The organism is Shinella zoogloeoides, from assembly GCF_030733845.1.
GTDB classification, from domain to species: Bacteria; Pseudomonadota; Alphaproteobacteria; order Rhizobiales; family Rhizobiaceae; genus Shinella; species Shinella zoogloeoides_C.
The window spans coordinates 476145-498163 of the sequence record NZ_CP132311.1 but is presented as its reverse complement, the minus strand read 5'-3'; the positions used below and the strand labels follow the sequence as shown (position 1 = coordinate 498163).

The following is a 22019-nucleotide window of genomic DNA, read 5'->3' as shown; positions in this document are numbered from 1 at the left end:
CCTTGGGATTGAATGCCCGCTCATGAGCGGAAGAGCCGTGTCGGCAGGGTCTCGTGCCTGAGGCTCGCGATCTCCGCCCGCATGGTCGTGGAGCCGAGATCGTCGAGCGTGGAGCGAGCGGCGGCCGCCGCCAGCGCGGCGATCCGCGCCTCCAGCGTCGCCAGCACCGCTACGCCATGCCGCTGGCCGACGACGCCGCAGCGGATGGCGACCGAGACTAGGTTCGACAAAACGGCATGGAGATAGGCGGCAAGCCCTGCCTCCGCCGTAACGCCATGGGCGGCCGCGACCGCGCCCACGGCGACAGGATAGGCCGCCGCCCCGCCGAGGCCCGCGAGGATCGGATGCGGCCAGCTTGCCGCCGCCGCGAGGAAGGCCTCGCCCTGCAGCATGGTCTCGCGATGCCGCTCCGCCGAGCCCGCCAGGGCTTCGGCGAGTTCCACCACCTCCGCCAGCCGGCCCGCGTCGCCTGCGGCGCGATGCGCCTCGGCGAAGAGCACCGCGTCGTTCCAGAGATTGCCGTGCGCGAGGAGGCTCTCCAGCCAGTCCCGCAAGGTGTCGGCATCCCCCACGTCGCCATCGGCCACCACCTGCTCCAGCCCGCCGGAATAGGAGAAGGCGCCGACAGGGAAGGCCGGTGACAGCCAGGTCATCAGCCGGAGAAGAACGACCGTCTCAGCCATGGCCATGATGATGATGCCCGTGGCCGTGATAGGCGCCGCGCAGCGGATGGAAGGGCTCGGATATCTCGCGGACGCAGGCGCCGAGCCCCGCCAGCATGTCGCGGATGACGTGGTCGCGCAGGATGAGGATGCGCGCCACCTCGATCTGTGCCGGCAGATGGCGGTTGCCGAGGTGCCAGGCGAGTTCGACGAGATGCAGCCCATCCCTCGACGTCACCTCGTAGAGCAGTTCCTCCGCCGCGATCACCTCGATGGTCTCGCCCGTCTCGGTGAGGATGAGGTCGCCATGGGCGAGCAGGACCGGCGCCTTGAGGTCCAGCATGACGACGTCGTCATGCTGCATGTGCAAGAGCTTGCGGCGGATGTGGCGCTGGTCGTGCGCCAGCACCACCACGTCGATGGGCAGGCGGTCGCCGCCGGCGCCCGGCGGCAGGATTTCGGTGGAGCGATAGGGCAAGACGATCTCTCTCAGAACAGGAAGTAGCGCTGCGCCATGGGCAGCACGGTGGCGGGCTCGCAGGTCAAAAGCTCTCCGTCCGCGCGTACTTCATAGGTTTCCGGATCGACCTCGACATGCGGTGTCGCATCATTGAGCACCATCGACGCCTTGGAAAGGCCGCTGCGGGTGTTTTCGACCGCCACCATGTCCTTGGTCACGCCGAGCCGCGCCTTCAGTCCGCCATCCAACGCCGCCTGGCTGACGAAGGTGACGGAAGACAGCGCAGGAACCCGGCCGTAGCTGCCGAACATCGGCCGGTAGTGTACCGGCTGCGGCGTCGGGATGGAGGCATTCGGATCGCCCATGGGTGCCGCGGCGATGGTGCCGCCGACCAGAACCATATCCGGCTTGATGCCGAAGAACGCCGGGTTCCACAGGACGAGATCGGCGCGTTTGCCGGCCTCGATGGAACCGACATGCTTCGACAGCCCCTGTGCGATAGCCGGGTTGATCGTGTATTTGGCGATATAGCGGCGCACGCGCAGGTTATCATTGTCGCCGCTCTCGCCAGGCAGACGCCCGCGCTGCACCTTCATCTTGTGCGCGGTCTGCCAGGTGCGGATCAGCACTTCGCCGACGCGGCCCATCGCCTGGCTGTCGGAGGAAATGATCGAGAAGGCGCCGATATCGTGGAGAATGTCCTCCGCCGCGATGGTCTCCTTGCGGATGCGGCTTTCGGCAAAGGCGATATCCTCGGGGATCGACGGCGACAGGTGGTGGCAGACCATCAGCATGTCGAGATGCTCGGCGATGGTGTTTTTCGTGTAGGGCCGCGTCGGGTTGGTCGAGGACGGGATGACGTTGGAAAGGCCGCAGACGCGGATGATGTCGGGCGCATGGCCGCCGCCCGCCCCTTCCGTGTGGAAGGCATGGATGGTGCGGCCCTTGAAGGAGGCGATGGTGTCTTCCACGAAGCCGCTTTCGTTCAGCGTGTCAGTGTGGATCATCACCTGCACATCGTAGTCGTCGGCGACCGCGAGGCAGTTGTCGATGGCGGCGGGCGTCGTGCCCCAATCCTCGTGCAGCTTGAGGGCGCAGGCCCCGCTCTCGATCATCTCGACGAGCGCCGCAGGCTTCGAGGCATTGCCCTTGCCGGAGAGGCCGAGATTGATCGGGAAGGCATCGAAGGACTGGATCATCCGCGCCAGATGCCACGGCCCCGGCGTGCAGGTGGTGGCGAGCGTGCCGTGCGCCGGCCCGGTTCCTCCGCCGAGCATGGTGGTCACGCCCGAGGTCAGCGCCTCCTCGATCTGCTGCGGGCAGATGAAGTGGATATGTGCATCGACCCCGCCGGCCGTCAGGATGCGCCCCTCACCCGCGATGACCTCAGTGCCGGGGCCGACGACGATGTCGACGCCCGGCTGGGTATCGGGATTGCCGGCCTTGCCGATCCGCTCGATCCGCCCGTCCTTCAGGCCGATATCCGCCTTGACGATGCCCCAATGGTCGACGATCAGCGCATTGGTGATGACGGTGTCGACTGCCCCTTCGGCGCGCGTCGCCTGGCTCTGGCCCATGCCGTCGCGGATCACCTTGCCGCCGCCGAACTTCACCTCCTCGCCGTAGACGGTGAAATCCTTCTCGACCTCGATAAAGAGCTCGGTATCGGCAAGGCGCACGCGGTCGCCCACGGTGGGGCCGTACATCTGCGCATAGGCGGCGCGGGAAAGGTGAGCGGCCATCAGAGTTTCCCCATCACGTGCTGGCGGAAGCCATGGATTTCGCGTTTGCCGCTGATCGGCACGAGCCGCACCACGCGCTCCTGCCCCGGCTCGAAGCGCACTGCCGTGCCGGCGGCGATGTCGAGGCGCATGCCCCGCGCCAGCGCCCGGTCGAAGGCGAGCGCCGGATTGGTCTCGAAGAAATGATAGTGCGAGCCGACCTGCACCGGGCGGTCGCCGGTATTGGCGACCGTCAGCGTCACGGTCTTCGCGCCGGCATTCAGCACGATGTCGCCCTCGATGGTGAGGATTTCGCCCGGGATCATGCTCATGCCCCCGCGACGAGCCACAGGCCGCCGAGCGCCGTCAGCCCGCCGGCAAGCCGCGCCGCGATGCGGCCGGCGCGTCCGCCCCCCACCGCGCTGATGCCGAGGCCCAGCGCCACGCCCGCGCCATGCAGCAGCGCGGTCGCCGCGACGAAGCCGGCCATGAAGCCAAGGCCGTTCGCCCCGCCGAGCTCCAGGCCGTGGGCATAGCCATGGAACAGAGCGAAGAAGCCGACCACGGCCATGCCGACCGCCGTCGGCACCTGCAGCGCGACGAGCGCCAGAAGACCGATCACCACGACGGAAGCAGCAATGGCCGGCTCGATTAAGGGCAGGCCGAGGCCGCCGAGCGCGGCAAGGAAACCGGCGCTCATCGCCGCGACGAAGGCGGCGGGCACGGCCCACAGCGCCCGCCCGCCGATCAGCGAGGCCCAGAGGCCGACAGCGACCATGGCGAGCAGGTGGTCGGCGCCCGTCAGCGGATGGGAGAAACCGGCACTGAGCGAACCGTGTGCGGCCGGATCGAGATGGGCGAAGGCGGGGCTTGCGGCCGCGCCGGTCAGGAGCAGGGTGAGGATCAGTCTTTTCATGTGCTTGCCCTTCAAAGATCAGCGGATCGGCTGGTGCACGGTCACCAGCTTGGTGCCGTCGGGGAAGGTCGCTTCCACCTGGACGTCGTGGATCATCTCGGCGATGCCCTCCATCACCTGGTCGCGGCTGACGACATGCGCGCCCGCCTCCATCAGGTCGGCGACCGGCCGGCCGTCGCGCGCGCCCTCGACGACGAAATCGGTGATCAGCGCGATGGCCTCGGGATGGTTGAGCTTGACGCCGCGCTCCAGCCGCTTGCGCGCCACTACGGCGGCCATGGCGATCAGCAGCTTGTCCTTTTCACGGGGGGTAAGGTTCATGGGCCTGTTCCTATAATTGCCAGACTTTCGGCAGCGGCCGTCCGGCGAGCAGAAGCGAGAGAAGCGGCTCGAGGCGCTGGCGTAGCGCAAGGCCCGAGGCCGTGGCGAGGCGTATCAACAGCTTGCCGTTCCAAGCGCTCGCACCGCCCGCCGGGCCGATCGTTGTTCGGACGGCGTTGAGCAGCCGCTCGGGCTCTTGTGCCGCATAAAGGACGGTCGCCATGGCGGCGTGGCCGGAAAGCACGGCAGGCCGGGCAAGCTGGGCGGCGATATCGCCGGAAACCTTGAAGTCTTCGGCGAACACCAGCCTGCCATCGCGGCGGACGCGCCAGCGGTCGTGCAGCACACCATGGGAAAGGGTCTCTCCCATGGCGGCACGACCAAACAGCACCGCCTCCACCGCCACCAGCTCGGCATCGCCTTCAAGATCGACATCCAGCCGACGCGAAAGGTGCCCGCCATTGAAGAGGATAGCTTCCTGCGGAAGCCAGGCAAGGCAGCCTCCAGCACCGACCGTCAGCCTGTTACTCACCGTTGCCGCCTCGCCCGCAGAGCGATAGACCCGCTCGCAGGCTTGCGTGGTGATCGTCGCTGCCGTGGCGCCGGCGATGTCGACTTCGGTGGCGACCCGATCGCCGCCCGCAAGCCCGCCCGCCGTGTTGATCAGAATCGCTTCCGGCGGCGAACCGGGCAAGTACCTCGGCAGGCGGATCTTGAGGCAGCCGTCCTGATAGAGTGTCTTCAGCCGCGTCGCGCCGTGCCGTCGATGAAACGCAAGCTGCGCACTGCCCTCCGCGCGCTGCATCCGCACCGGCACGGCCGAGCCATCCGACACATCCGGAGCGGGAAACGCGATCACCGGCGGTCCCGTTCGGCGCTGTGATCACATATACATGCTCTGTTGAAATCGCCCATCATATCCTACAGCCCCGCTGATTGTCTCAGCCACGATGCAAGGGCCATGCCATCTTTGTCGCAACTGAACTATTGGCAATTGGCCGTACCGAAAGCCGCGGCCACCTCCGCGCGAAAGATCGCCGCACTAAAATTAGGCATCTGCACAAGCTTCATCTTTCAGCATCGTCATGCCGTGAGATGCTGGCGGGCTTCGATTGTCTCGACCAACCCTTGATGCGCGATTTCGCCGCGATCCATGATGCAGACGTGATCGGCGAGTTCGCGGCAAGAGTCGAAATATTTGCTCGATGAGCAGGATGACCATGCCGGTGGTCTCGAGCAGATAGCAAATCGCCCGGCCGATATCCTTGATGATCGATGGTCAAATCCTGCCGTAGGCTCGTCCAGAATCAGGGTCGCGTGACAAGTGCCTGGCCGATGGCAAGCCGCTGATGTCCACACGAGAGGTCACCGCCACATCGGCTCAGCACGGTGTGCAGCACCGGGAAAAGGATGAAAATCTCGTTCGCGATAAAGCGCTCAGAGCGCTTCAGGGGCGCAAAACCGGATTCGAGGTTTTCCTGGCCGGCAGCAGCGGAAAGATCTCCGGCCGTGTGGCACGTAGCCAATGCCCTGCTTGGCGCGGTAGGAGGGCGTCATGCTGTCCAGATTCATGTCGTTGAAAGCGATGCTGCCGAAGGAGAGCGGCTGCTCGCCGGTGATGGCCCGCAGCAGGCTCAACTTGTCCAAGCCGTTGCGGCTAAGCACTCAGATGACGTTTTCCCACACAGGCGGTCAACAAGTCGCGCACAGCGCCTGTGCCACGCCGCAATGCAAATCGGATTCTCGACCGTCACGTTGGCCTCATCTTCCCGGGCGTGTGGTAGCCTGTACGCGAAATTATGTCATCGACGATGCGCACCTCGCGAAGGCGCTCGCGCGCGATCCTACACATCACCGTCACCGCTCTGCCCAGTGACCTGCGCTGGGGGGCACCTACTCCAACATGATCATGGAGAACAGGCTAAAGGCCCGGAACGCCAAGCCGAGCAGCAGCCGCATCGGCGCCGCGTCGATCTCGGAATGGTTGATCGGCACGTCGACGTCGACGTTGAGGTTGAGGTTGAGGTTGAGGAAGTTGCGCTGGAATTCCGGTTAATCCATCCTCGCGACGGCCAGATATCCCGCGAAGATCACCGCGAACGAACGGACAAGCCAGGCGCAGATCGCAAGCGTGACGCACCTCCTGTCGGCAAACGGGGCAGTGCACCGGGTCGAAGGCGAAGCGGCGATCGACGCGGCAACCGCTGTTTCCGGATTCGACCCCGCCTATATCTTCTATCTCGTAGAATGCCTCGCTGACGCCGGTATAGAACTGGGTCTGCCTCCGAAGCTCTCCCCTGCCCTTGCCAGGGAAACGGTTGACGGAGCCGGTGCACTCGCCATGGCGACAGAGATGGCACCATCCGACCTGCGCCGGCAGGTCACCAGCCCCGGCGGCACGGCGGAGGCCGCACTGAACCTTCTGATGGGAGGAGAGGCCCTGCAAAGCTTGATACGAGAGGCGACGGCTTCAGCGCATCGACGGGCGATCGAGCTGGGCGGGAGACAATCCGCCCGACAGATGAAGCAGGCACGAGACCGGAGGCGGGCTGCCTGCCTCCCGAAACCACAGCTTTCAGCGAACCGGCATGGCGTATTGGAGGCCGTGGTCGGTCCACAGCGCGTTCAGGCCTCGCGCGATCTTCAGCGGGCTCCCCGAGCCGATATTGCGGTCGAAGACCTCGCCGTAGTTGCCGACGGCCTTGACGACGCGCACCACCCAGTCCTCCGTCAGGCCGAGGTCGGTTCCGAGCTTGGCATCCGCTTCCATGCCGAGCAGGCGCTTGACTTCCGGATTGGGAGAATTCTTCATCTCCTCGACATTGGCCTGGGTAATGCCGAACTCCTCGGCCTGCACGATGGCGAAATGGGTCCATTTGACGATGTTGAACCAGCGGTCATCACCCTGGCGCACGACGGGGCCGAGCGGCTCCTTGGAGATGATTTCCGGCAGGACCACGTGATCAGTAGGCGCCGAAAGCGAGAGGCGAGCGCTATAGAGGTTCGACTGGTCGTCGGAATAGACGTCGCAACGGCCGCCGTCGTAGGCGGATTTGGCCTCTTCGATCTTCTCGAAGACAAGCGGCGAATATTCCAGCTTGTTCGCCTTGAAGTAGTCGGCGATGTTCAGCTCCGTCGTGGTGCCTGCAAGCAGGCAGATGGTCGCGCCGCCAAGCTGCGTCGCCGACGTCACGTCGGGCATCTTCTTGCTGTTGATAAGAAAGCCCTGGCCGTCGTAGTAGGTCACCACCCCGAAGAGGAAGCCAAGGCTCGCCTCGCGGCTCAGTACCCAGGTCGTCTGGCGCGACAGGATGTCGATCTCGCCGGATTGGAGCGCGGGGAACCGGTCCTTTGCCGAGAGCGGCGTGAATTGCACCTTCGTCGGGTCGCCCAGCACGACCGCGGCGACAGCGCGGCAAAAGTCCACATCGAAGCCTTCCCAGTCACCCTTCTCGTCCGGCGCGGAGAAGCCGGCATTGCCGGTCGTCACACCGCATTTGAGAACCCCGTTCGACTTGACGTCCTCCAGCGTGCCTGCCGAGGCGGCACCGGCCATAGCGAGCACGGTCCAGCAGGCCGCACCCCACATCGCGATTTTCTTCACAGCGCAGATCCCCTTTTGTCGTGATTTCTCGGTTCGCGGGCGCGTCCATATGCCCTCGCCTCACGCGTATGATCGTATAGCAAATCATACAAATTACAATACGTTTATTTACAATTGCATTGTAATTAACATAGCGCGACAGACGCCAGGTTCGTGGTCGTGGAACACGTTCAGGTCACTCTTTCAAAATCGCAAGATGAGAGAAAATGCCGTCAGCCGTCAGCCGTCGACAAGCTCGCGGGCGAGATTGTCGACGACGCTGATCAGGAGGTCGCGCCCCTGCGCCTGCACTTCCGCCGCCGTCGTCGTGCCGCTGAAATAGGAAAGCCCAATTGCCGCCACGTCTCCGGTCGCCGGGTCGGTGAAGCCGCAAGCGAGGGTGATGTCGCTGGCGATATCCTCCTCTATGCCGAAGGCGAAGCGTTGCTGCCGCGCCATACGGATGCGCGCCATGATCTCGTCGACCTGCCAGACGGTGTTGGGCATATGCGGTTTCAGGTCGCTTTCGGCGAGGATCGCCTCGACCTCCGCGTCCGGCAATCGCGACAGCATGGCGATGCCGGTCGCCGTGCAATAGGCCGGCAGGCGGGCGCGCACGCCGAGCTTGTTGCCGAGCATGTCGACCGTCGTGTGCCGCTGCACGAACACCGTTTCCGTGCGGTCGAGCATGGTAAGGTTCACAGAAGCCTGGGTCTTGCGCCTCAGCAGCGTGATATAGGGGGCGACCGCGTCGACGATACGGCTGGCCTCCGCAAAGCGCGTGCCGATATCCTGGCAACGGAGCGACAGCCGATATTCGCCGGAGCCCGGCGCCTTGTCGAGATAGCCGAGGCGCCAGAGCGTATGGGCGGCCCGCTGCGCCGCGCTCTTCTCAAGCCCCGTTACGCGGGAAATTTCCGAGAAGCCCATGCCACGGTGCTGACGATCGAACGCTTCAAGAACACGGAAAGCCTTGACGACGCTGCCGACCAGCAGGTGATCATCCGTATCCTTCTTATGTTCAGTCATGCGTCCATCCACTCCGTTCGGCCCACGCGCCGACAATGCCTGCCCGCCGGCACCGCGTCGAGAGGACGAGGCGAGATAGGTGTGAAGATCGCCGGTCAGGGCCGCCAGATCGCCTCGCGCGTGATCTCCGAGAGGCGCGAGCGCCCCGTAAAGGCCATGCAATGGTCGAGTTCCTCGCGCAGGATGTCGATCACGGCCTTTGCGCCCTTCTCCCCGCCCGCCGCCGTCCCGTAAAGGGGCGCCCGGCCGACGAGCACGGCGTCCGCGCCCGACGCAATGTACTTGACGATATCGCTACCCCGGCGGACGCCGCTGTCTGCAAGGATGGTCATCCGCCCGCCGACCGCATCGGCGATCCGCGGCAGGGCGTCGAGTGCCATCGGGGCGGAATCGAGATTGCGTCCGCCATGGCATGAGACGACGACGCCATCGGCGCCGAGCGACAGCGCGCGCTCGGCGTCATCAGGGGAAAGCACGCCCTTGAGGATCAGATTGCCGTCCCATTCCCGGCGGACCTCGGCGAAGTCGTCCCAGGTGAGTCGCCGTGCCAGCTTGACATTGTCCCAGACCGCGGCCCGTGTGACGCTGGTGCGATATGCTGGCGGATAATGCGCATAGGTCGGCACGCCCGTCGTCATCACGTAGCGCAGCATCACGGCAAGCGACCAGCGCGGATGCGCGAGGAGATCGAGTCCGCCGGCCAGCGACGGCTTGATCGGGATGCCGAAGCCGTTGCGGGTGTTCCATTCCTTTTTCGGCGACCGCGGCGTGTCGGCCGTGAAAAGCAGGTTGCGGATGCCGAGCGCCTTGGCGCGCCGCAGGAGATCGCGCGTCAGGCCGCGATCCTCGAAGACATAGAGCTGGAACCAGAGATTGGCGCCGGCCGCGCCGGCCGCGATGTCCTCCATGGAGGTCATCGACTGTGTCGCAACGCAGAAGGGAATGCCCGCCGCCCGTGCGGCGCGAGCGAGTTGCACCTCGCCATCATGCCAGACGAGCCCCGCAACAGCCGTCGGCGAGATGATGACCGGCAGCGGCAGCTTTTCTCCGAAGATCACCGTCGACGTGTCGGGCACGGAAACATCATTCAGAACATGCTGATTGAGCCTTGTCATGTCGAGCGCCGTGCGGATGCCCCGCAACCCCACCTCATCCTCCGTCCCACGGTCGATATATTCGAACATGCCACGGGGTAGCCGTCGTTTTGCGGCCAGGCGGTAATCGGCGACGTTGAGCGGTTTCATATTTCCACCAGAGTTCGAACCACGCAAAAGAATAATCGCAATGCAATTCTACTAGATTTCAATACGATTTGTCATGCAGTTCTGTCAACGCGAAAGCGAGTCCTATCGCCGCCTTTCCCGACCGTTCTGCGGAACATGAGAGGGACCTTGTCAAGGCGGTTGTTATCGGTTATCGTATTTCAATTACTATAATCGAAATACGATTAGATGGGAGAGAAATGATCAGGACCCTCCTTGAAGACCTTGCGGACCTAGTGGGTATCGACGCGGTGACGACCGACGAGGCGGCAATGGCCTTTGCTACCGAGGACTGGCGTGGCCGATATCGCGGCAAGGCGTTGTGCGTCGCCCGTCCGGCCAATGCCGAACAGGTTGCCGGCATCGTCGCCTGCTGCGCGCGCCACGGCGTGCCGGTCCTTCCCCAGGCCGGGAACACGGGCCTGGTCGGCGGTTCGGTCCCGGCAGCCGAAGGCCCCGCGCCCGTCATCGTCGCGCTGGAGCGCCTGCGCCGCATCCGCAAAGTCGATCCGGTCAACAACACGATGGAAGTGGAGGCAGGCTGCATGCTCGCCAATGTCCAGGAGGCGGCACGTGCGGCGGGCCGCTATTATCCCGTCAGCCTGGGCGCGGAAGGGTCGTGCCAGATCGGCGGCACCATCGCCACCAATGCAGGCGGCACCTCGGTGCTACGCTACGGCAATACACGCGAGAACGTGCTCGGCCTCCAAGTCGTTCTGCCGGACGGTACTGTATGGACGAACCTTACGGCGCTGCGCAAGAACAATACCGGCTACGACCTGAAACATCTCTTCATCGGCTCGGAAGGCACGCTCGGCATCGTCACCGCCGCCGTGCTGAAACTGCACCCGCTCCCGACGCGCCACGCCGTCGCCTGGGCGGGCCTTGCCGATCCCGAGTCCGCCGTGCGGCTCTTGACGCTGGTGCAGGAGCGCGACGGCGCAAAGCTCTCCGGCTTCGAGCTGATGAACCGCAACCAGCTCGACCTCGTCGTGCGCCATGTGCCGCAGCGACGCTCGCCGCTGGAAGACGCACACGACTGGCACCTCCTGATCGAGCTTTCCGACACCGGCGGCAACGACGACCTCGACGCCACACTCGAGGGCATCCTCGCGCAGGCGCTGGATGACGGCCTCATCGCCGACGCCGTCATCGCCGCGAGCGAACGTCAGCGCGCCGACATGTGGGAGGTGCGCCACAGCGTTTCGGAGGCCAACAAGAAAGGCGGGATAGGCCTCACCACCGACTGCGCCGTGCCTGTTTCCGCGACCGCCGACTTCATCCGCGCGGCAAGCGCCGCCGTGGGGGCGCTCGCGCCCAAGGCCGAACTGGTCGTCGTCGGCCATATGGGGGACGGCAACGTCCATTTCATTCCCTTCTTCACCTTCGACCAGTGGGATAAACTGGAGGATCGAGACGCGCTGGCGGAAGCGATCCGCCATGCCGTCAACGATGCCGCCCATGCGCTCGGCGGCACGTTCAGCGCCGAGCACGGCGTCGGGCAGGTCTCGCTGAAGGAAATGGCCCGTTACAAGAGCCCCGCGGACCTTGCGCTCATGCGCGCCGTCAAAGCCGCCCTGGACCCGAAGGGGTTGTTCAACCCAGGCCGCCTCATTCCGCCGGACGCCTGATCCGGCGGCGACAGAACCGTGCCGGCGGCAATACCGGCTCCAACGATCAACAGTGCAAGAGGAGAACTGAAATGAGCATTCTGAATCAGGGCTGGTCGCGCCGCCAGCTTCTCAAGACCACCGCCATTGCCGGCGCCGCGCTCGCCGCCCCCGCAGTCTGGACGCCCTCGCGCGCTCAGAGCAAGCGCATCGTCGTGCGCGATGACGGCGGCATCTACACCAAGGCCTATGGCGCCGTCTTTTACAAGCCGTTCCAGGAGGCGACGGGCATCGAGGTTGTGGGTGTCCAGGCCAATGCCGAGCCGACCGCGCAGATTCGCTCGATGGTCGATGCCGGTTCCTATACGTGGGACATGGCCAAGATCAGCCAGCCGGCCATCCTGATGCTGACCTCCGGCGACAAGAAGTACCTGGAGCCGCACGGCCTCGAAAGCGACCCGGTCATCGCCACGATGCCCAAGCAGTACATGTCGGAATACGGTGTCGGCAACAACGTCTATACCACAGTCCTCGCCTACCGCACGGATGTCTTCGAGGGTCGCGAAGCGCCGAAATCCTGGGCCGATTTCTACAATGCCGAGAGCTTCGAAGGCCGCCGGGCGCTGCGCAAGCACCCTTTCGACACGATCGAGCAGGCGCTGCTGGCCGACGGCCTTTCCACCAAGGAGGTCTATCCCTGCGACATTGACCGCGCCTTCAAGAAGCTGGACACGATCAAGCAGAACATCGACGTCTTCTGGACCAGCGGCGCGCAGGTGGAGCAGATGCTGACCTCCGGCGAAGTCGATCTCATCCCGACCTGGGTCTCGCGCGCCCAGTCCGCCCGCGCCGGCGGCGCGCCGGTCGGCATTGTCTGGGATCAGAACATCTGGGGCCTCGATAGCTGGTCGATCCTCGCCGGCACGCCCAACGCCGACGCCTGCCGCGAGTTCACCAAATTCGCCTCCGACGCCAAGCGCCAGGCCGCGCTGATGGAATATTTCGCCGCCGGCGTCACCCAGCCGGCCGCCTTCGACATGATCGACCCTAAGGTCGCGCAGGATTCGCCGACCTTCCCGAACAACATCGAGAGCGGGGTGCAGATCGACGCCAAGTACTGGCTCGACAACCAGGCCGCCGTCATCGAGCGCTACAACAGCTGGCTGCTTACTTGATCGGCTGATCCGCACCGTGGCCTGCGCGCGGCGCAGGCCACGTCCCTCTCTTTTCTCTTCAGCAGGGCACCCCATGTCGTCATCCAGCCTGACCGTGCAGAAACTCTCCAAGCACTATGGGGATTTCGTCGCACTCGCCGAGACGGACCTCATCGTCGCAGACGGCGAATTCCTTACCTTGCTCGGGCCGTCCGGCTCGGGAAAAACGACGCTTCTCAGCCTTGTCGCGGGCTTGGCGCGGCCTGACGGCGGCGCGGTGCTGATCGGCAGCGACGATGTGACCTACAGCGCACCGCACCTGCGCGACATCGGCGTCGTCTTCCAGAACTATGCGCTCTTCCCGCACATGACCATCCTGGAAAACATCGCCTTCCCACTGAAGATGCGCAAGGTCGAGGCCGGCGAGGCCAAGCGCCGCGCGCACGAGGCGCTGGAGATGATCCGCCTGCCGCATATCGCCCAGCGCTACCCCAGGGAGCTTTCGGGCGGCCAGCAGCAGCGCGTGGCGCTGGCCCGCTGCATGGTCTATCGGCCCTCGATCATCCTGATGGACGAGCCGCTCGGCGCGCTCGACAAGAAGCTGCGCGAGCACATGCAGCTCGAGATCAAGCGCATTCACCGCGAGCTCGGCGCGACGATCATCTACGTCACCCACGACCAGGAAGAGGCGATGACCATGTCGGATCGCATCTGCCTGATGAATTCGGGCAGGATCGAGCAGCTCGGCACGCCGGGCGACCTCTACTTCCGCCCGCAAACTCTCTTTGTCGCCGACTTCCTCGGCGAGTCGAACCTCCTGCCGGCGAAGGTCGAGGCGGTCAAGGGCGGTGAAATCGCCGTGGCCATCGGCGTGAACGGCGTCAGGGGCCGTGCGCTTGCCGACGGCCGGCTCGCACCGGGCGCGACCGTACACATCATGATCCGCCCGCAGAATCTTTCCATCGCCCCGGCGGGCGCCGCGGACGGAGCCAAGCTGCAGGCAACCGTCACCGACGTCATGGTGACCGGCAGCCTCACCAAGGTCTACATGAAGGCCGCCGAAGAGGGACTTCCCGATCTGGTCGCCGCCTTCCCGACCCGCGCGAGCGGCGAGACCTTCCGCATGGGCGACCGCGTGGCGCTCGCCTGGCACGGCACGGACGCCGTGGCGATCCCGGAAAGCGCGAGGGCCTGAGCCGATGAGCGCCGCTTCCAACCGCACCCGCTCCGCGCCGATGCCGGGCTGGCTCAAGAACTGGCTGATGATCGCGCCGCTCCTGCTGCTGCTTGTCGGCTTCCTGGTCTATCCAGTCGGAAAGCTCCTCTCGCTCAGCTTCGTCGATGCGGAGGGTTTTTCGCTCGCCGCCTACAGGCAGCTCTTCGCGTCCGACCTCTATCTGCGGGTCCTGTGGATCACGCTGAAGATCTCGCTGATCACCACACTGCTCTCCGTGGCGCTCGCCTATCCCGTGGCCTATCTCATCTCCACCGCCAGCCCGCGCATGAAGGGCCGGCTGATCTTCCTGGTGCTCCTTTCCTTCTGGACGAGCTTCCTGGTGCGGGCCTTCGCCTGGGTGGTGATCCTCGGCCGCAACGGCGTCGTCAACCAGTTTCTGCTGTCTGTGGGTGTGATCGACCGACCGGTCAACCTCATCTACAGCCTCGGCGCGGTACTCGTCGGCATGGTCCATGCTATGCTGCCGCTCGCCGTCATGACCATGCTCGCCGTGATGGAGAACATCGACCGCAACCTGCCGCGCGCCGCCTCGACGCTCGGCGCGCGTCCCGGCGCGGCCTTCTGGACGGTCTATTTCCCGCTCTCCATGCCAGGTGTCGCAGCCGCCGCGATCATGGTCTTCGTCACCGCCATCGGCTTCTTCATCGTGCCGGCTTTGCTCGGCAGCCGCTTCGAGACGATGATCACCCAGCTCATCATCGACCAGGTGCAGCAGACGCTGAACTGGGGGTTGGCCGGCGCGATCTCGGTGCTGCTGCTCATCGTGGTGCTGATCGTCTTCATCATCTACGACCGGATCTTCGGCTTTGCCTCGCTGACCGGCGAGACGGCCGCCGCCAGCGCCAACCGCGACACAGCCGCGCGCCGTGCCGGCGGCAAGGTGCTGACCATGGTGGGCGACGCCAGTGACGCGCTGATCGGCCTCATGCCAGGCAGCGGCAAGAGCACGGACGCCGGCAAGACGCCATGGCCGCTGACCGTCTTCGTGTGGACGATCCTCGTGCTGATCAGCGTACCCGCCTTCCTGATGGTGCCTATCTCCTTCAGCCAGGCCGGCCTCAACTGGCCGCCCTCCGGCTTCACCATGGAATGGTATGCGCAGATGTGGAACACGCCGGTCTGGACGCAGGCGCTGTGGCGCTCGCTGACGGTGGCGCTCGGCACCGGCATCCTGTCCATGCTGATCGGCGTACCGGCCGCTTTCCTCCTTGCCCGCGCCAATATCCGCGGCAAGGCGGCGCTGCTCGCCTTCGTGCTGTCGCCGATTGTCGCTCCGCGCATCATCATCGCCGTCGGCCTGTTCTACGTCTTCGCGGAACTGAACCTCGTCGGTACCTCGCTCGGCCTCATCATCGGCCATACGGTCGTCTGCGTTCCCTATGTGGTCATGACCATGGTGGCCGTACTGCGCAACTACGACACGCGCCTCGACCTCGCAGCCCAGAGCCTCGGCGCGAGCCCGGCGAAGAGCCTTTACTACGTGACCTTCCCGATCCTTGCCGCGGGCATGTTCTCGGCCTTCCTCTTCGCCTTCGCGACCTCCTTCGACGAGCTGACCATCGCGCTTTTCTCGTCCGGCGGCCTTAACGCCACGCTGCCCAAGCAATTCTGGGACGAGGTGACGCTTCAGGTCTCGCCGGTCATCGCGGCGGTCTCCACCTGCCTGCTTGCCTTTATCTCGGTGCTGATCTTCACCGCCGACCGCATGCGCCGGCGCAGCCTGGCTCGGTGATCCAGTTCCAGGGTGGCCCAGTGCCGGGCCGCCGCACCCTTCCAACCCTTTGAAAGAAAGGAATTTCCATGCTCGACTCCACCGGCCTCCACGGCATCCTTCCGGCAATCGTCACGCCGGTTCAGGCCGACGACACGATCGACGTCAAGGCGACAGACGCACTGTTTACCTGGCTGAAGCAGCAGGGCATCGACGGCGTCGTTCCGCTCGGCGGCACCGGCGAATACGGCGCCGTGTCGCGCCACGAGCGCAACCGCTTCGTGGAAATGAGCGCCAAGGCCATGGCCGGCGCCGGCCCGGTCATCCCCGGCGTGCTCGACACCGGCTTCCACGATGCGCTCGACGCCGGCAAGGATTTCGCCAGCGCCGGCGCGGATGCCCTCCTCGTCATCACGCCCTATTACACCAACCCGACGCAGGCCGGCATCCGCGACTATTTCCTGCGCTATGCCGACAACTCGCCGCTGCCGATCCTCATCTACGAGATCCCCTACCGCACCCGCATCGCCGTGGATCCGGAAGTGCTGCACGAATTGTCGCGTCACGAGCGCATCATCGGCATGAAGGCCTGCAACACGGACATGTATCATTACCTGCGCGTCGTCGCCGGCGTCGATCCATCCTTCACGGTGCTGAGCGGCGAGGATTCGCTGTTTCCGCTGCATGTCACGGCCGGCGCAAAGGGCGGCATCGTGGTGACGGCCAACCTCCTGCCCCGCACCTGGCGACGCTTGTTCGATCTCGCCTCCTCCGGCAGGACGCAGGAAGCGCTGGCGCTGCACCGTGAGCTCATCCCATTGATGAACCTCGCCTTCGCCGAAACCAATCCGGGTCCGATGAAATCGGTGATGGACATGATCGGCATCGACGCACCGCGCATGCTGATGCCGCTGCGCCAGCCGAAGGACGAACTTCGAAACGCCCTGCGCGACGAATACGGGCGCCTGCTCGAACGCCTCGAAAAGGCCACCTGACAGGTTTTCCGCGCCGGTGGACAACGGATATGGCTGGGTTTACAGCCATATCCGAAACAGCGCGTTCGACAGGACGACGAGAACGGAAGACCAGCATGGCACGCAAGGCCGATATCCCGGCGACACAGGAAGAGACGAAGTCTGATGGAGGCGATCCGAGGCAGTCTTCGTTGTTCGTGGGGTCGTCGGAGAAGATGTTCCGCATCCTGCACGCCTTCGACGGGCCGGCCCGGCAAATGCCGCTCTCCGATATCGCCAAGGCCGCGGGCCTCGACCGCAGCGCCGCCCAGCGGCTGGTCTATACACTGGAGACGCTCGGCTACCTGCGCCGGGCGCACAACAGCCGCAACTATGCCCTGACCTCGCGGGTCCTGCAGTTCGCCTACAATTACCTGCACGCTCATGAGGTGCTGCACAAGGCCGCGCCCTATCTCCTTCAGATCAGCCGCGGCGTCGGCGAGACCGCCAACCTGCAGGAACTCGACGGTCCCGAGATCGTCTATGTCGGCCGCTTCCCCGGCCAGCATCTCGTCAATGTCGACATCATGGTGGGAAGCCGCCTGCCGGCGCTCTTCACGGCGTCGGGAACCGTGATCCTGTCGCGACGCACTGGCGCCGAGCAGGACGAGGTTTTCTCCCAGACGGATCTTCGTCCGCTGACGCCTTCCACGGTGACGGACGAGGGCCTCCTGCGCGCGCGCATCCAGGAGGCGGCCGAGAAAGGGTACGCCATCGTCGCCAACGAAACGGTGCTCGGCGACATTTCCGTCGCGGCCGCCATCACCGACGACCATGGCCGGGCCGTAGCCGCCGTCAACATCGCCGCGCCCACCACCCGCTGGACCGTCGAGCGCGTCGAGGCCGAGCTTGCCCACCATGTGCAGGTGGCGGCGACCTCCATCTCGACGACTAAGTTCACCCTCTTTACACCATAAGGACGGAGTTTCTTCGTTGGGCTCTTGATGGGAATCGAACCGACGGCGCTCTACCGAGGCAAGTTTCTAAGCGATTAATATTTCTGGGCGTAACGCCAATCCATGGGATTAAGGCGCAAGTTTCTCTCTTAAATACAAGGCAACGAATTCAAGCCTAGGCCGATCACGCGTGAGGTGAGCTGACCAGGCGGGCAGCAGCTTCGTTGCCGCTATTCACCGCGCGCTCCAACGTTGCGCCCCGCGCCAGTTCGGCTGCGAGCGCGCCGATGAACTCGTCGCCGGCGCCGTGGGTGCTTACGAGCTCGACCTTGATCGCAGGAATCTTCGCCTCGTAGCCGTCGGACTGCACGAAAGCCACACCATCACCGCCGGCAGTGACAACGGCGGCGGGATAATGTTTGGCCAGAATGCGAGCAGCCGCCAAGGCCGTATCGAGGGAATTCACTTCCGGTACTTCGGCAAGCTCTTCCGCCTCCACCGCGTTGACGACGACGACGTCCACAAGTGCCGCCAGTTCGGGTGAGGGCAACCGGGCAGGCGCTGCATTGAGCACGACACGCCCCCCGGCCTTCTTCATCGCTTGTGCCGCAAGCACATTCGCCGCATCCGGCACCTCGTTCTGCAGAACAAGGACGGAGCCGCCCACGAACAGCTCCGCTGCGGCCGAGACGTCCTCCTCGCCAAGAGCGAGATTGCTGCCGGAAACAATCACTGCGCCATAGTCGCCTTCCGCGTCGAAGATAGCAACACTCATGCCGGACCCCTCGCCCGCGACCGTCCTTACCGATCGAATATCTACGCCATGCGCATCGAGGTTCGCCTTCAGGGCATTGCCGAAGGAATCTTCGGCGACCGCGCCGATCATGGCAGACGTCACGCCGTGTCTTGCCGCGGAAACCGCCTGGTTCCCACCTTTGCCCCCGCATTTCGGATACCAGGCGGAGCCAGCCACAGTCTCACCCTTCCTGGGGCGGTGCGGCCCCTTCACGATGATATCGTAGTGAAGGCTACCGAACACGACAACGGAAGGGGCTGCGATGGTCATAGGAATTTGTCCTTGCGCTTGGAGGCGACCGCCGACATCGTCTTGGCAAGCCCGCGCTCGGCGGCCTTATAGTCGCGCTGGGCGACGGCGACGAAGATGGCGTCGAGAATGTTGAGTTGCGCAATGCGGGCGGCGGCGTTTTCTCCCATCAGAGGCGAGCCCTGAGCGGTTGAACAGAGAACGACATCCGCATGCTGCGCGAGCGGCGAAGCATTGTAGTTGGTGATCGCAATGGTGCGGGCACCATTGCGGCGGGCAAGCTGGATCGCCTCGATGACCGCGACCGTGTTGCCCGAATGAGAAAACCCAATGGCGACGTCGTCGGAGCCAAGCAGCGCCGCCGACATCAGCATCATGTGCGAGTCGTCGTAGACGCTTGAGCGCACGCCGATCCTCAGGAACTTGTGCGCCACGTCCCGAGCGATCTGCGCGGAGCCGCCAACGCCGTAGAAATCGCGCTGACGCGCGCCGTAGATCAGATCGGCCGCCCGGTCGAAGGCCTCGATGTCCATGATGGCCAAGGTCTCTTCCAGCGCCTGGATCGACGTCCGAAACACCTTCTGGACGATCTCCCGGGAGGTGTCCTCCAGCGAAAGCTCCTGGTGCATTTCCGCCGTCGGCAGACGATTGTATTGAGCGACCGCGCTGCGAAATTCACGGTAGCCGGCGAAGCCGAGCTTCTTGGTGATCTTCACGACCATGGCCTCGGAAACGCCCGCCTCACTGGCGATCTCCTTCAGTGACGTCTCGTCATCGAAGGTTCGAAGCGCGAAGACGGTCTCCACCACGCGCGCCTCCAGTGGGGTCAGGTTCGGCATCATCATCCTGATGCGCGGTCCAACGGCTTTCAGGTCGGTTTCCAGATTCATCCACGTCCCCTTGTCATGCGATCGATCATCATCGCGACAAGGATTATAAGACCGGTTGCGAGCAGTTGATAGAAAGCCTGCACGTTCATCAACGTCAAACCGTTCCGCATCGCGCCTAGTATGATCGCACCCAGGATGGTGCCAATGATGGAGCCTTTCCCGCCCATGAGAGACGCGCCACCGATGGCCGCCGCCGCAATGGCGTCAAGCTCCCAGAGGTTGCCAAGGATCGGTTCGGCAGCGCCGAGGCGGCCGATCAGGATCAGTGAGGCGAGTGCGGCAAGCGTTCCGGAAATCACGTAGGCTGTGACCTTGGTGAGCGCGATCGGCACGCCAGAGACATAGGCCGCCTCCTCATTGCCGCCGACAGCCAGCAAGTATTCGCCGATGGGCGTCTTCTTCAGAAGCACCCATGCCACCAGCGCGACAGCTGTGACGATGACGACGGAACTCGGAATCCCGAAGAGGGATCCATTGAAGATCGACCGGAAACCCGGCGGAATGCCGAGAACCGGATTGCCGCCGGTATAGATCAGCGCGATGGCGCGGTAGGTGCTGAGCGTACCGAGCGTGACGATGAACGGCTGGAGCCCGACATAGGCGACCAGCACACCGTTGACGAGGCCGCAGAGCACGCCGATGCCGAGTCCGGCGATGATCGCCAATGGAATGGGATACCCCGCGACGAGCAGCGTCGCGCTGATGACGGCCGCGATCGCCGCCGTCGGGCCGACCGAAAGATCGATGCCGCCGGAAATGATGACCAGCGTCATGCCGAGTGCCAGGCACGCATTGATGCTCGACTGCTGGAGGATGTTGATCAGGTTCCGCTCGGAGATGAAGCCCGGCACCAGCACGGCGAAGACGGCCATGATGATGACGAGGCCGATCAGCGTTCCCGCGTCGCGGACGGAGATGGAGGAAAACAGCCGGGAAGAACGCGCAGGGGCGTTCGAGGCGATATCAGACATGACGATGCTCCTGCTTGGTTTCGGTGTTTCCGCCGGTCTCGCCGACGGCGTGCATGACGATGGCCTGCTCCGAGAGCGCGGCGCGGGCGAGCGTGGCGGCGATGCGGCCGTTGCGCATGACCAAGACCCGGTCGGAGACGCGCATGACCTCCGGCAGTTCGGAGGAGACGACGATGACGGTGCGCCCTTCCGCCGCAAGCTCCTCGATGAGGTGATAGATCTCCGACTTCGCGCCGACGTCGATGCCGCGCGTCGGCTCATCGAACAGCAGGACCTGCGAGCCGGCGGCGAGCCATCGGGCGATGATGGCCTTCTGCTGGTTGCCGCCGCTGAACAGCTTGATCGGGCGGTCGATCTGGAAGGGACGCAGGTTGACGCGCTTCAAAAGCTCCTCGGCGCGCTTACGGATGCCGGAGTGGCGCACGATGCCACCGGTGGAAAATTTTCCAAGTGAAGGCAGCGCCATGTTGGTCGAGACCGGCCGGATCGGGATGATGCCTTCGCGCTTGCGCTCTTCCGGCAGAAGGCCAATGCCGGCGGCTATGGCCGCGCGCGGATTGGCGAGGTCCAGGACCTTGCCGTCGAACTTGACGCTTCCCTTGGCGATGGGATCGACGCCGGCGAGGAGGCGCAGCAGCTCAGTGCGGCCGGAGCCGACGAGGCCGGCAATGCCGAGGACTTCGCCGCGGCGCACGTCGAACGAGACATCGCGCACATGCGTCCGCGCCGCGCAAAGATCGCGGATTTCGAGGCGCACCTCGTCCTTCGCATGGGAATGATGCTCCTCGTGCATCAGTTCGCGGCCGACCATCATGGCGATGACGTCTTCTTGCCGCGCGGTGCGCAGATCGGCGACGCCGACCACCTGCCCGTCGCGCATGACCGTGCCACGATGGCAGATGCGGAAGACCTCGTCCATCTTGTGGGACACGTAGATGATCGAAACGCCAGAGGCGGCAAGCTTCTCGACGATGACGGCGAGGCTTTCGAATTCCGATGGCGTCAGGCTGGAGGTCGGCTCGTCCATGGCGATGATCTTCGAATTGTCGAGCAACGCCCGCGCGATCTCGACGATCTGGCGCTGCGCCACCTTCAATTCGTGGATCGGACGGGCGGGGTCGATCGAGGGATCGATCATCGCCAGAGCCTCGGCCGCGCGCCGTTCCTGCTCGCGCCGGTCGACCAGCAAGCCGCCGACACGCTTCAGTGGGTGTCCGAGGAACATGTTCTGCGCGACCGTCAGGTTCGGCACCTGCTGAAGTTCCTGATGGATCATCGCGATGCCGGCAGCACGCGCATCTTCCGGGCGACGGAACTGCGTAACGATGCCATCGACGTAGAATTCACCGCTCGTCGCGCGCTGCACGCCGGACAGGATTTTCAGAAGCGTCGACTTTCCCGCGCCGTTCTCGCCGAGAAGCGCGTGGATCTCGCCCGGCAGGACATCAAAGGACACGTCCGTCAGCGCCTTCACGCCGGGAAAGGTCTTCGTGATGCCGGTGAATTTCAGTCTTGCGGTCGTTGCCATATCGGTCCCT

At 64.6% G+C, this 22019-nt stretch carries 20 protein-coding genes and 2 pseudogenes; 7 read left to right on the top strand and 15 right to left on the bottom strand.

Features of this window, described 5'->3' with window-relative positions; all coding sequences use genetic code 11:
* Positions 1 to 20: 20 nt before the first annotated feature.
* The 8 genes and pseudogenes from Q9316_RS03390 to Q9316_RS03355 all read right to left on the bottom strand — a co-directional run.
* On the bottom strand, positions 21 to 692 hold the full coding sequence (locus tag Q9316_RS03390; RefSeq protein ID WP_306035194.1) for an urease accessory protein UreF: 672 nt from the start codon (positions 690 to 692) through the stop codon (positions 21 to 23).
* Positions 676 to 1140 carry an urease accessory protein UreE gene (ureE, locus tag Q9316_RS03385; RefSeq protein WP_306033842.1) on the bottom strand — a complete coding sequence of 155 codons (465 nt, stop codon included), beginning with the start codon at positions 1138 to 1140 and terminating at the stop codon, positions 676 to 678. Before ureE ends, Q9316_RS03390 begins: the two co-directional genes overlap by 17 nt.
* Before the next feature lie 11 nt (positions 1141 to 1151).
* On the bottom strand, positions 1152 to 2864 hold the full coding sequence (ureC, locus tag Q9316_RS03380; protein WP_306033841.1) for an urease subunit alpha: 1713 nt from the start codon (positions 2862 to 2864) through the stop codon (positions 1152 to 1154).
* Positions 2864 to 3169 (bottom strand): urease subunit beta, encoded by a 306-nt coding sequence (locus tag Q9316_RS03375; RefSeq protein WP_306035193.1) that lies wholly within the window; start codon positions 3167 to 3169, stop codon positions 2864 to 2866. Before Q9316_RS03375 ends, ureC begins: the two co-directional genes overlap by 1 nt.
* Positions 3170 to 3171: 2 nt before the next feature.
* Positions 3172 to 3759, bottom strand: a complete 588-nt coding sequence (locus Q9316_RS03370; protein ID WP_306033840.1) for a HupE/UreJ family protein — start codon at positions 3757 to 3759, stop codon at positions 3172 to 3174.
* Positions 3760 to 3777: 18 nt separating this feature from the next.
* The gene (locus Q9316_RS03365; protein ID WP_306033839.1) at positions 3778 to 4080 is read right to left on the bottom strand and encodes an urease subunit gamma; all 303 of its coding nucleotides are present in this window, start codon (positions 4078 to 4080) and stop codon (positions 3778 to 3780) included.
* Positions 4081 to 4090: 10 nt separating this feature from the next.
* Positions 4091 to 4939 (bottom strand): urease accessory protein UreD, encoded by an 849-nt coding sequence (locus tag Q9316_RS03360; protein ID WP_306033838.1) that lies wholly within the window; start codon positions 4937 to 4939, stop codon positions 4091 to 4093.
* 224 nt (positions 4940 to 5163) lie between these two features.
* Positions 5164 to 5745: pseudogene (locus Q9316_RS03355) on the bottom strand (ATP-binding cassette domain-containing protein); the annotation flags it as partial.
* Between the two features lie 466 nt (positions 5746 to 6211).
* Between Q9316_RS03355 and Q9316_RS25645 the strand changes: the two are divergent.
* A pseudogene (locus Q9316_RS25645) lies at positions 6212 to 6517 on the top strand (pyrroline-5-carboxylate reductase dimerization domain-containing protein); the annotation flags it as partial.
* 138 nt (positions 6518 to 6655) lie between these two features.
* Here Q9316_RS25645 and Q9316_RS03350 read toward each other — a convergent pair.
* The 3 genes from Q9316_RS03350 to Q9316_RS03340 all read right to left on the bottom strand — a co-directional run bounded on the left by Q9316_RS03350 (position 6656) and on the right by Q9316_RS03340 (position 9936).
* Complete coding sequence (locus tag Q9316_RS03350) at positions 6656 to 7684, bottom strand: amino acid ABC transporter substrate-binding protein (protein WP_371877948.1); 1029 nt, start codon at positions 7682 to 7684, stop codon at positions 6656 to 6658.
* A 219-nt stretch (positions 7685 to 7903) separates the two neighbouring features.
* Entirely contained in the window at positions 7904 to 8692 is a 789-nt protein-coding gene (locus tag Q9316_RS03345; protein ID WP_306033837.1) for an IclR family transcriptional regulator, read from the bottom strand.
* Positions 8693 to 8787: 95 nt separating this feature from the next.
* Positions 8788 to 9936 (bottom strand): alpha-hydroxy acid oxidase, encoded by a 1149-nt coding sequence (locus Q9316_RS03340; RefSeq protein ID WP_306033836.1) that lies wholly within the window; start codon positions 9934 to 9936, stop codon positions 8788 to 8790.
* 218 nt (positions 9937 to 10154) lie between these two features.
* Here Q9316_RS03340 and Q9316_RS03335 point away from each other — a divergent pair, with 218 nt between their 5' ends.
* The 6 genes from Q9316_RS03335 (at position 10155) to Q9316_RS03310 (ending at position 17596) form a co-directional block, all read left to right on the top strand.
* Positions 10155 to 11585 (top strand): FAD-binding oxidoreductase, encoded by a 1431-nt coding sequence (locus Q9316_RS03335; RefSeq protein ID WP_306033835.1) that lies wholly within the window; start codon positions 10155 to 10157, stop codon positions 11583 to 11585.
* Between the two features lie 71 nt (positions 11586 to 11656).
* A complete protein-coding gene (locus tag Q9316_RS03330; RefSeq protein ID WP_306033834.1) occupies positions 11657 to 12739 on the top strand; it encodes an ABC transporter substrate-binding protein in 1083 nt (360 codons plus the stop codon).
* A 73-nt stretch (positions 12740 to 12812) separates the two neighbouring features.
* Positions 12813 to 13913, top strand: coding sequence for an ABC transporter ATP-binding protein (locus tag Q9316_RS03325; protein ID WP_306033833.1), 1101 nt, complete (start codon positions 12813 to 12815; stop codon positions 13911 to 13913).
* Positions 13914 to 13917: 4 nt separating this feature from the next.
* Positions 13918 to 15687: an ABC transporter permease subunit gene (locus Q9316_RS03320; RefSeq protein ID WP_306033832.1), complete on the top strand. Its 1770-nt coding sequence runs from the start codon at positions 13918 to 13920 to the stop codon at positions 15685 to 15687.
* Between the two features lie 68 nt (positions 15688 to 15755).
* Positions 15756 to 16661, top strand: coding sequence for a 4-hydroxy-tetrahydrodipicolinate synthase (gene dapA, locus Q9316_RS03315; RefSeq protein ID WP_306033831.1), 906 nt, complete (start codon positions 15756 to 15758; stop codon positions 16659 to 16661).
* Between the two features lie 95 nt (positions 16662 to 16756).
* Positions 16757 to 17596: an IclR family transcriptional regulator gene (locus Q9316_RS03310; RefSeq protein ID WP_306033830.1), complete on the top strand. Its 840-nt coding sequence runs from the start codon at positions 16757 to 16759 to the stop codon at positions 17594 to 17596.
* A 163-nt stretch (positions 17597 to 17759) separates the two neighbouring features.
* Here Q9316_RS03310 and Q9316_RS03305 read toward each other — a convergent pair whose 3' ends face one another.
* Genes Q9316_RS03305 through Q9316_RS03290 form a run of 4 tightly spaced genes read right to left on the bottom strand, consistent with a single transcriptional unit; the run spans position 17760 to position 22009 of the window.
* A complete protein-coding gene (locus Q9316_RS03305; protein WP_306033829.1) occupies positions 17760 to 18641 on the bottom strand; it encodes a PfkB family carbohydrate kinase in 882 nt (293 codons plus the stop codon).
* Positions 18638 to 19510, bottom strand: a complete 873-nt coding sequence (locus tag Q9316_RS03300; protein ID WP_306033828.1) for a MurR/RpiR family transcriptional regulator — start codon at positions 19508 to 19510, stop codon at positions 18638 to 18640. Before Q9316_RS03300 ends, Q9316_RS03305 begins: the two co-directional genes overlap by 4 nt.
* The gene (locus Q9316_RS03295) at positions 19507 to 20481 is read right to left on the bottom strand and encodes an ABC transporter permease (RefSeq protein WP_306033827.1); all 975 of its coding nucleotides are present in this window, start codon (positions 20479 to 20481) and stop codon (positions 19507 to 19509) included. Before Q9316_RS03295 ends, Q9316_RS03300 begins: the two co-directional genes overlap by 4 nt.
* On the bottom strand, positions 20474 to 22009 hold the full coding sequence (locus Q9316_RS03290; protein WP_306033826.1) for a sugar ABC transporter ATP-binding protein: 1536 nt from the start codon (positions 22007 to 22009) through the stop codon (positions 20474 to 20476). The genes Q9316_RS03295 and Q9316_RS03290 overlap by 8 nt, the downstream gene beginning before the upstream one ends.
* Positions 22010 to 22019 lie beyond the last annotated feature (10 nt).

Bases quoted from the DNA above. Each gene is read 5' to 3' on its own strand.
- Q9316_RS03295 (WP_306033827.1), bottom strand. From the start codon at position 20,481: ATGTCTGATATCGCCTCGAACGCCCCTGCGCGTTCTTCCCGGCTGTTT.
- Q9316_RS03375 (WP_306035193.1), bottom strand. From the start codon at position 3,169: ATGATCCCGGGCGAAATCCTCACCATCGAGGGCGACATCGTGCTGAAT.
- Q9316_RS03340 (WP_306033836.1), bottom strand. From the start codon at position 9,936: ATGAAACCGCTCAACGTCGCCGATTACCGCCTGGCCGCAAAACGACGG.
- Q9316_RS03320 (WP_306033832.1), top strand. From the start codon at position 13,918: ATGAGCGCCGCTTCCAACCGCACCCGCTCCGCGCCGATGCCGGGCTGG.
- Q9316_RS03370 (WP_306033840.1), bottom strand. From the start codon at position 3,759: ATGAAAAGACTGATCCTCACCCTGCTCCTGACCGGCGCGGCCGCAAGC.
- Q9316_RS03365 (WP_306033839.1), bottom strand. From the start codon at position 4,080: ATGAACCTTACCCCCCGTGAAAAGGACAAGCTGCTGATCGCCATGGCC.
- Q9316_RS03310 (WP_306033830.1), top strand. From the start codon at position 16,757: ATGGCACGCAAGGCCGATATCCCGGCGACACAGGAAGAGACGAAGTCT.
- Q9316_RS03330 (WP_306033834.1), top strand. From the start codon at position 11,657: ATGAGCATTCTGAATCAGGGCTGGTCGCGCCGCCAGCTTCTCAAGACC.
- Q9316_RS03325 (WP_306033833.1), top strand. From the start codon at position 12,813: ATGTCGTCATCCAGCCTGACCGTGCAGAAACTCTCCAAGCACTATGGG.
- Q9316_RS03300 (WP_306033828.1), bottom strand. From the start codon at position 19,510: ATGAATCTGGAAACCGACCTGAAAGCCGTTGGACCGCGCATCAGGATG.
- Q9316_RS03305 (WP_306033829.1), bottom strand. From the start codon at position 18,641: ATGACCATCGCAGCCCCTTCCGTTGTCGTGTTCGGTAGCCTTCACTAC.
- dapA (WP_306033831.1), top strand. From the start codon at position 15,756: ATGCTCGACTCCACCGGCCTCCACGGCATCCTTCCGGCAATCGTCACG.
- Q9316_RS03345 (WP_306033837.1), bottom strand. From the start codon at position 8,692: ATGACTGAACATAAGAAGGATACGGATGATCACCTGCTGGTCGGCAGC.
- ureC (WP_306033841.1), bottom strand. From the start codon at position 2,864: ATGGCCGCTCACCTTTCCCGCGCCGCCTATGCGCAGATGTACGGCCCC.
- Q9316_RS03335 (WP_306033835.1), top strand. From the start codon at position 10,155: ATGATCAGGACCCTCCTTGAAGACCTTGCGGACCTAGTGGGTATCGAC.
- Q9316_RS03290 (WP_306033826.1), bottom strand. From the start codon at position 22,009: ATGGCAACGACCGCAAGACTGAAATTCACCGGCATCACGAAGACCTTT.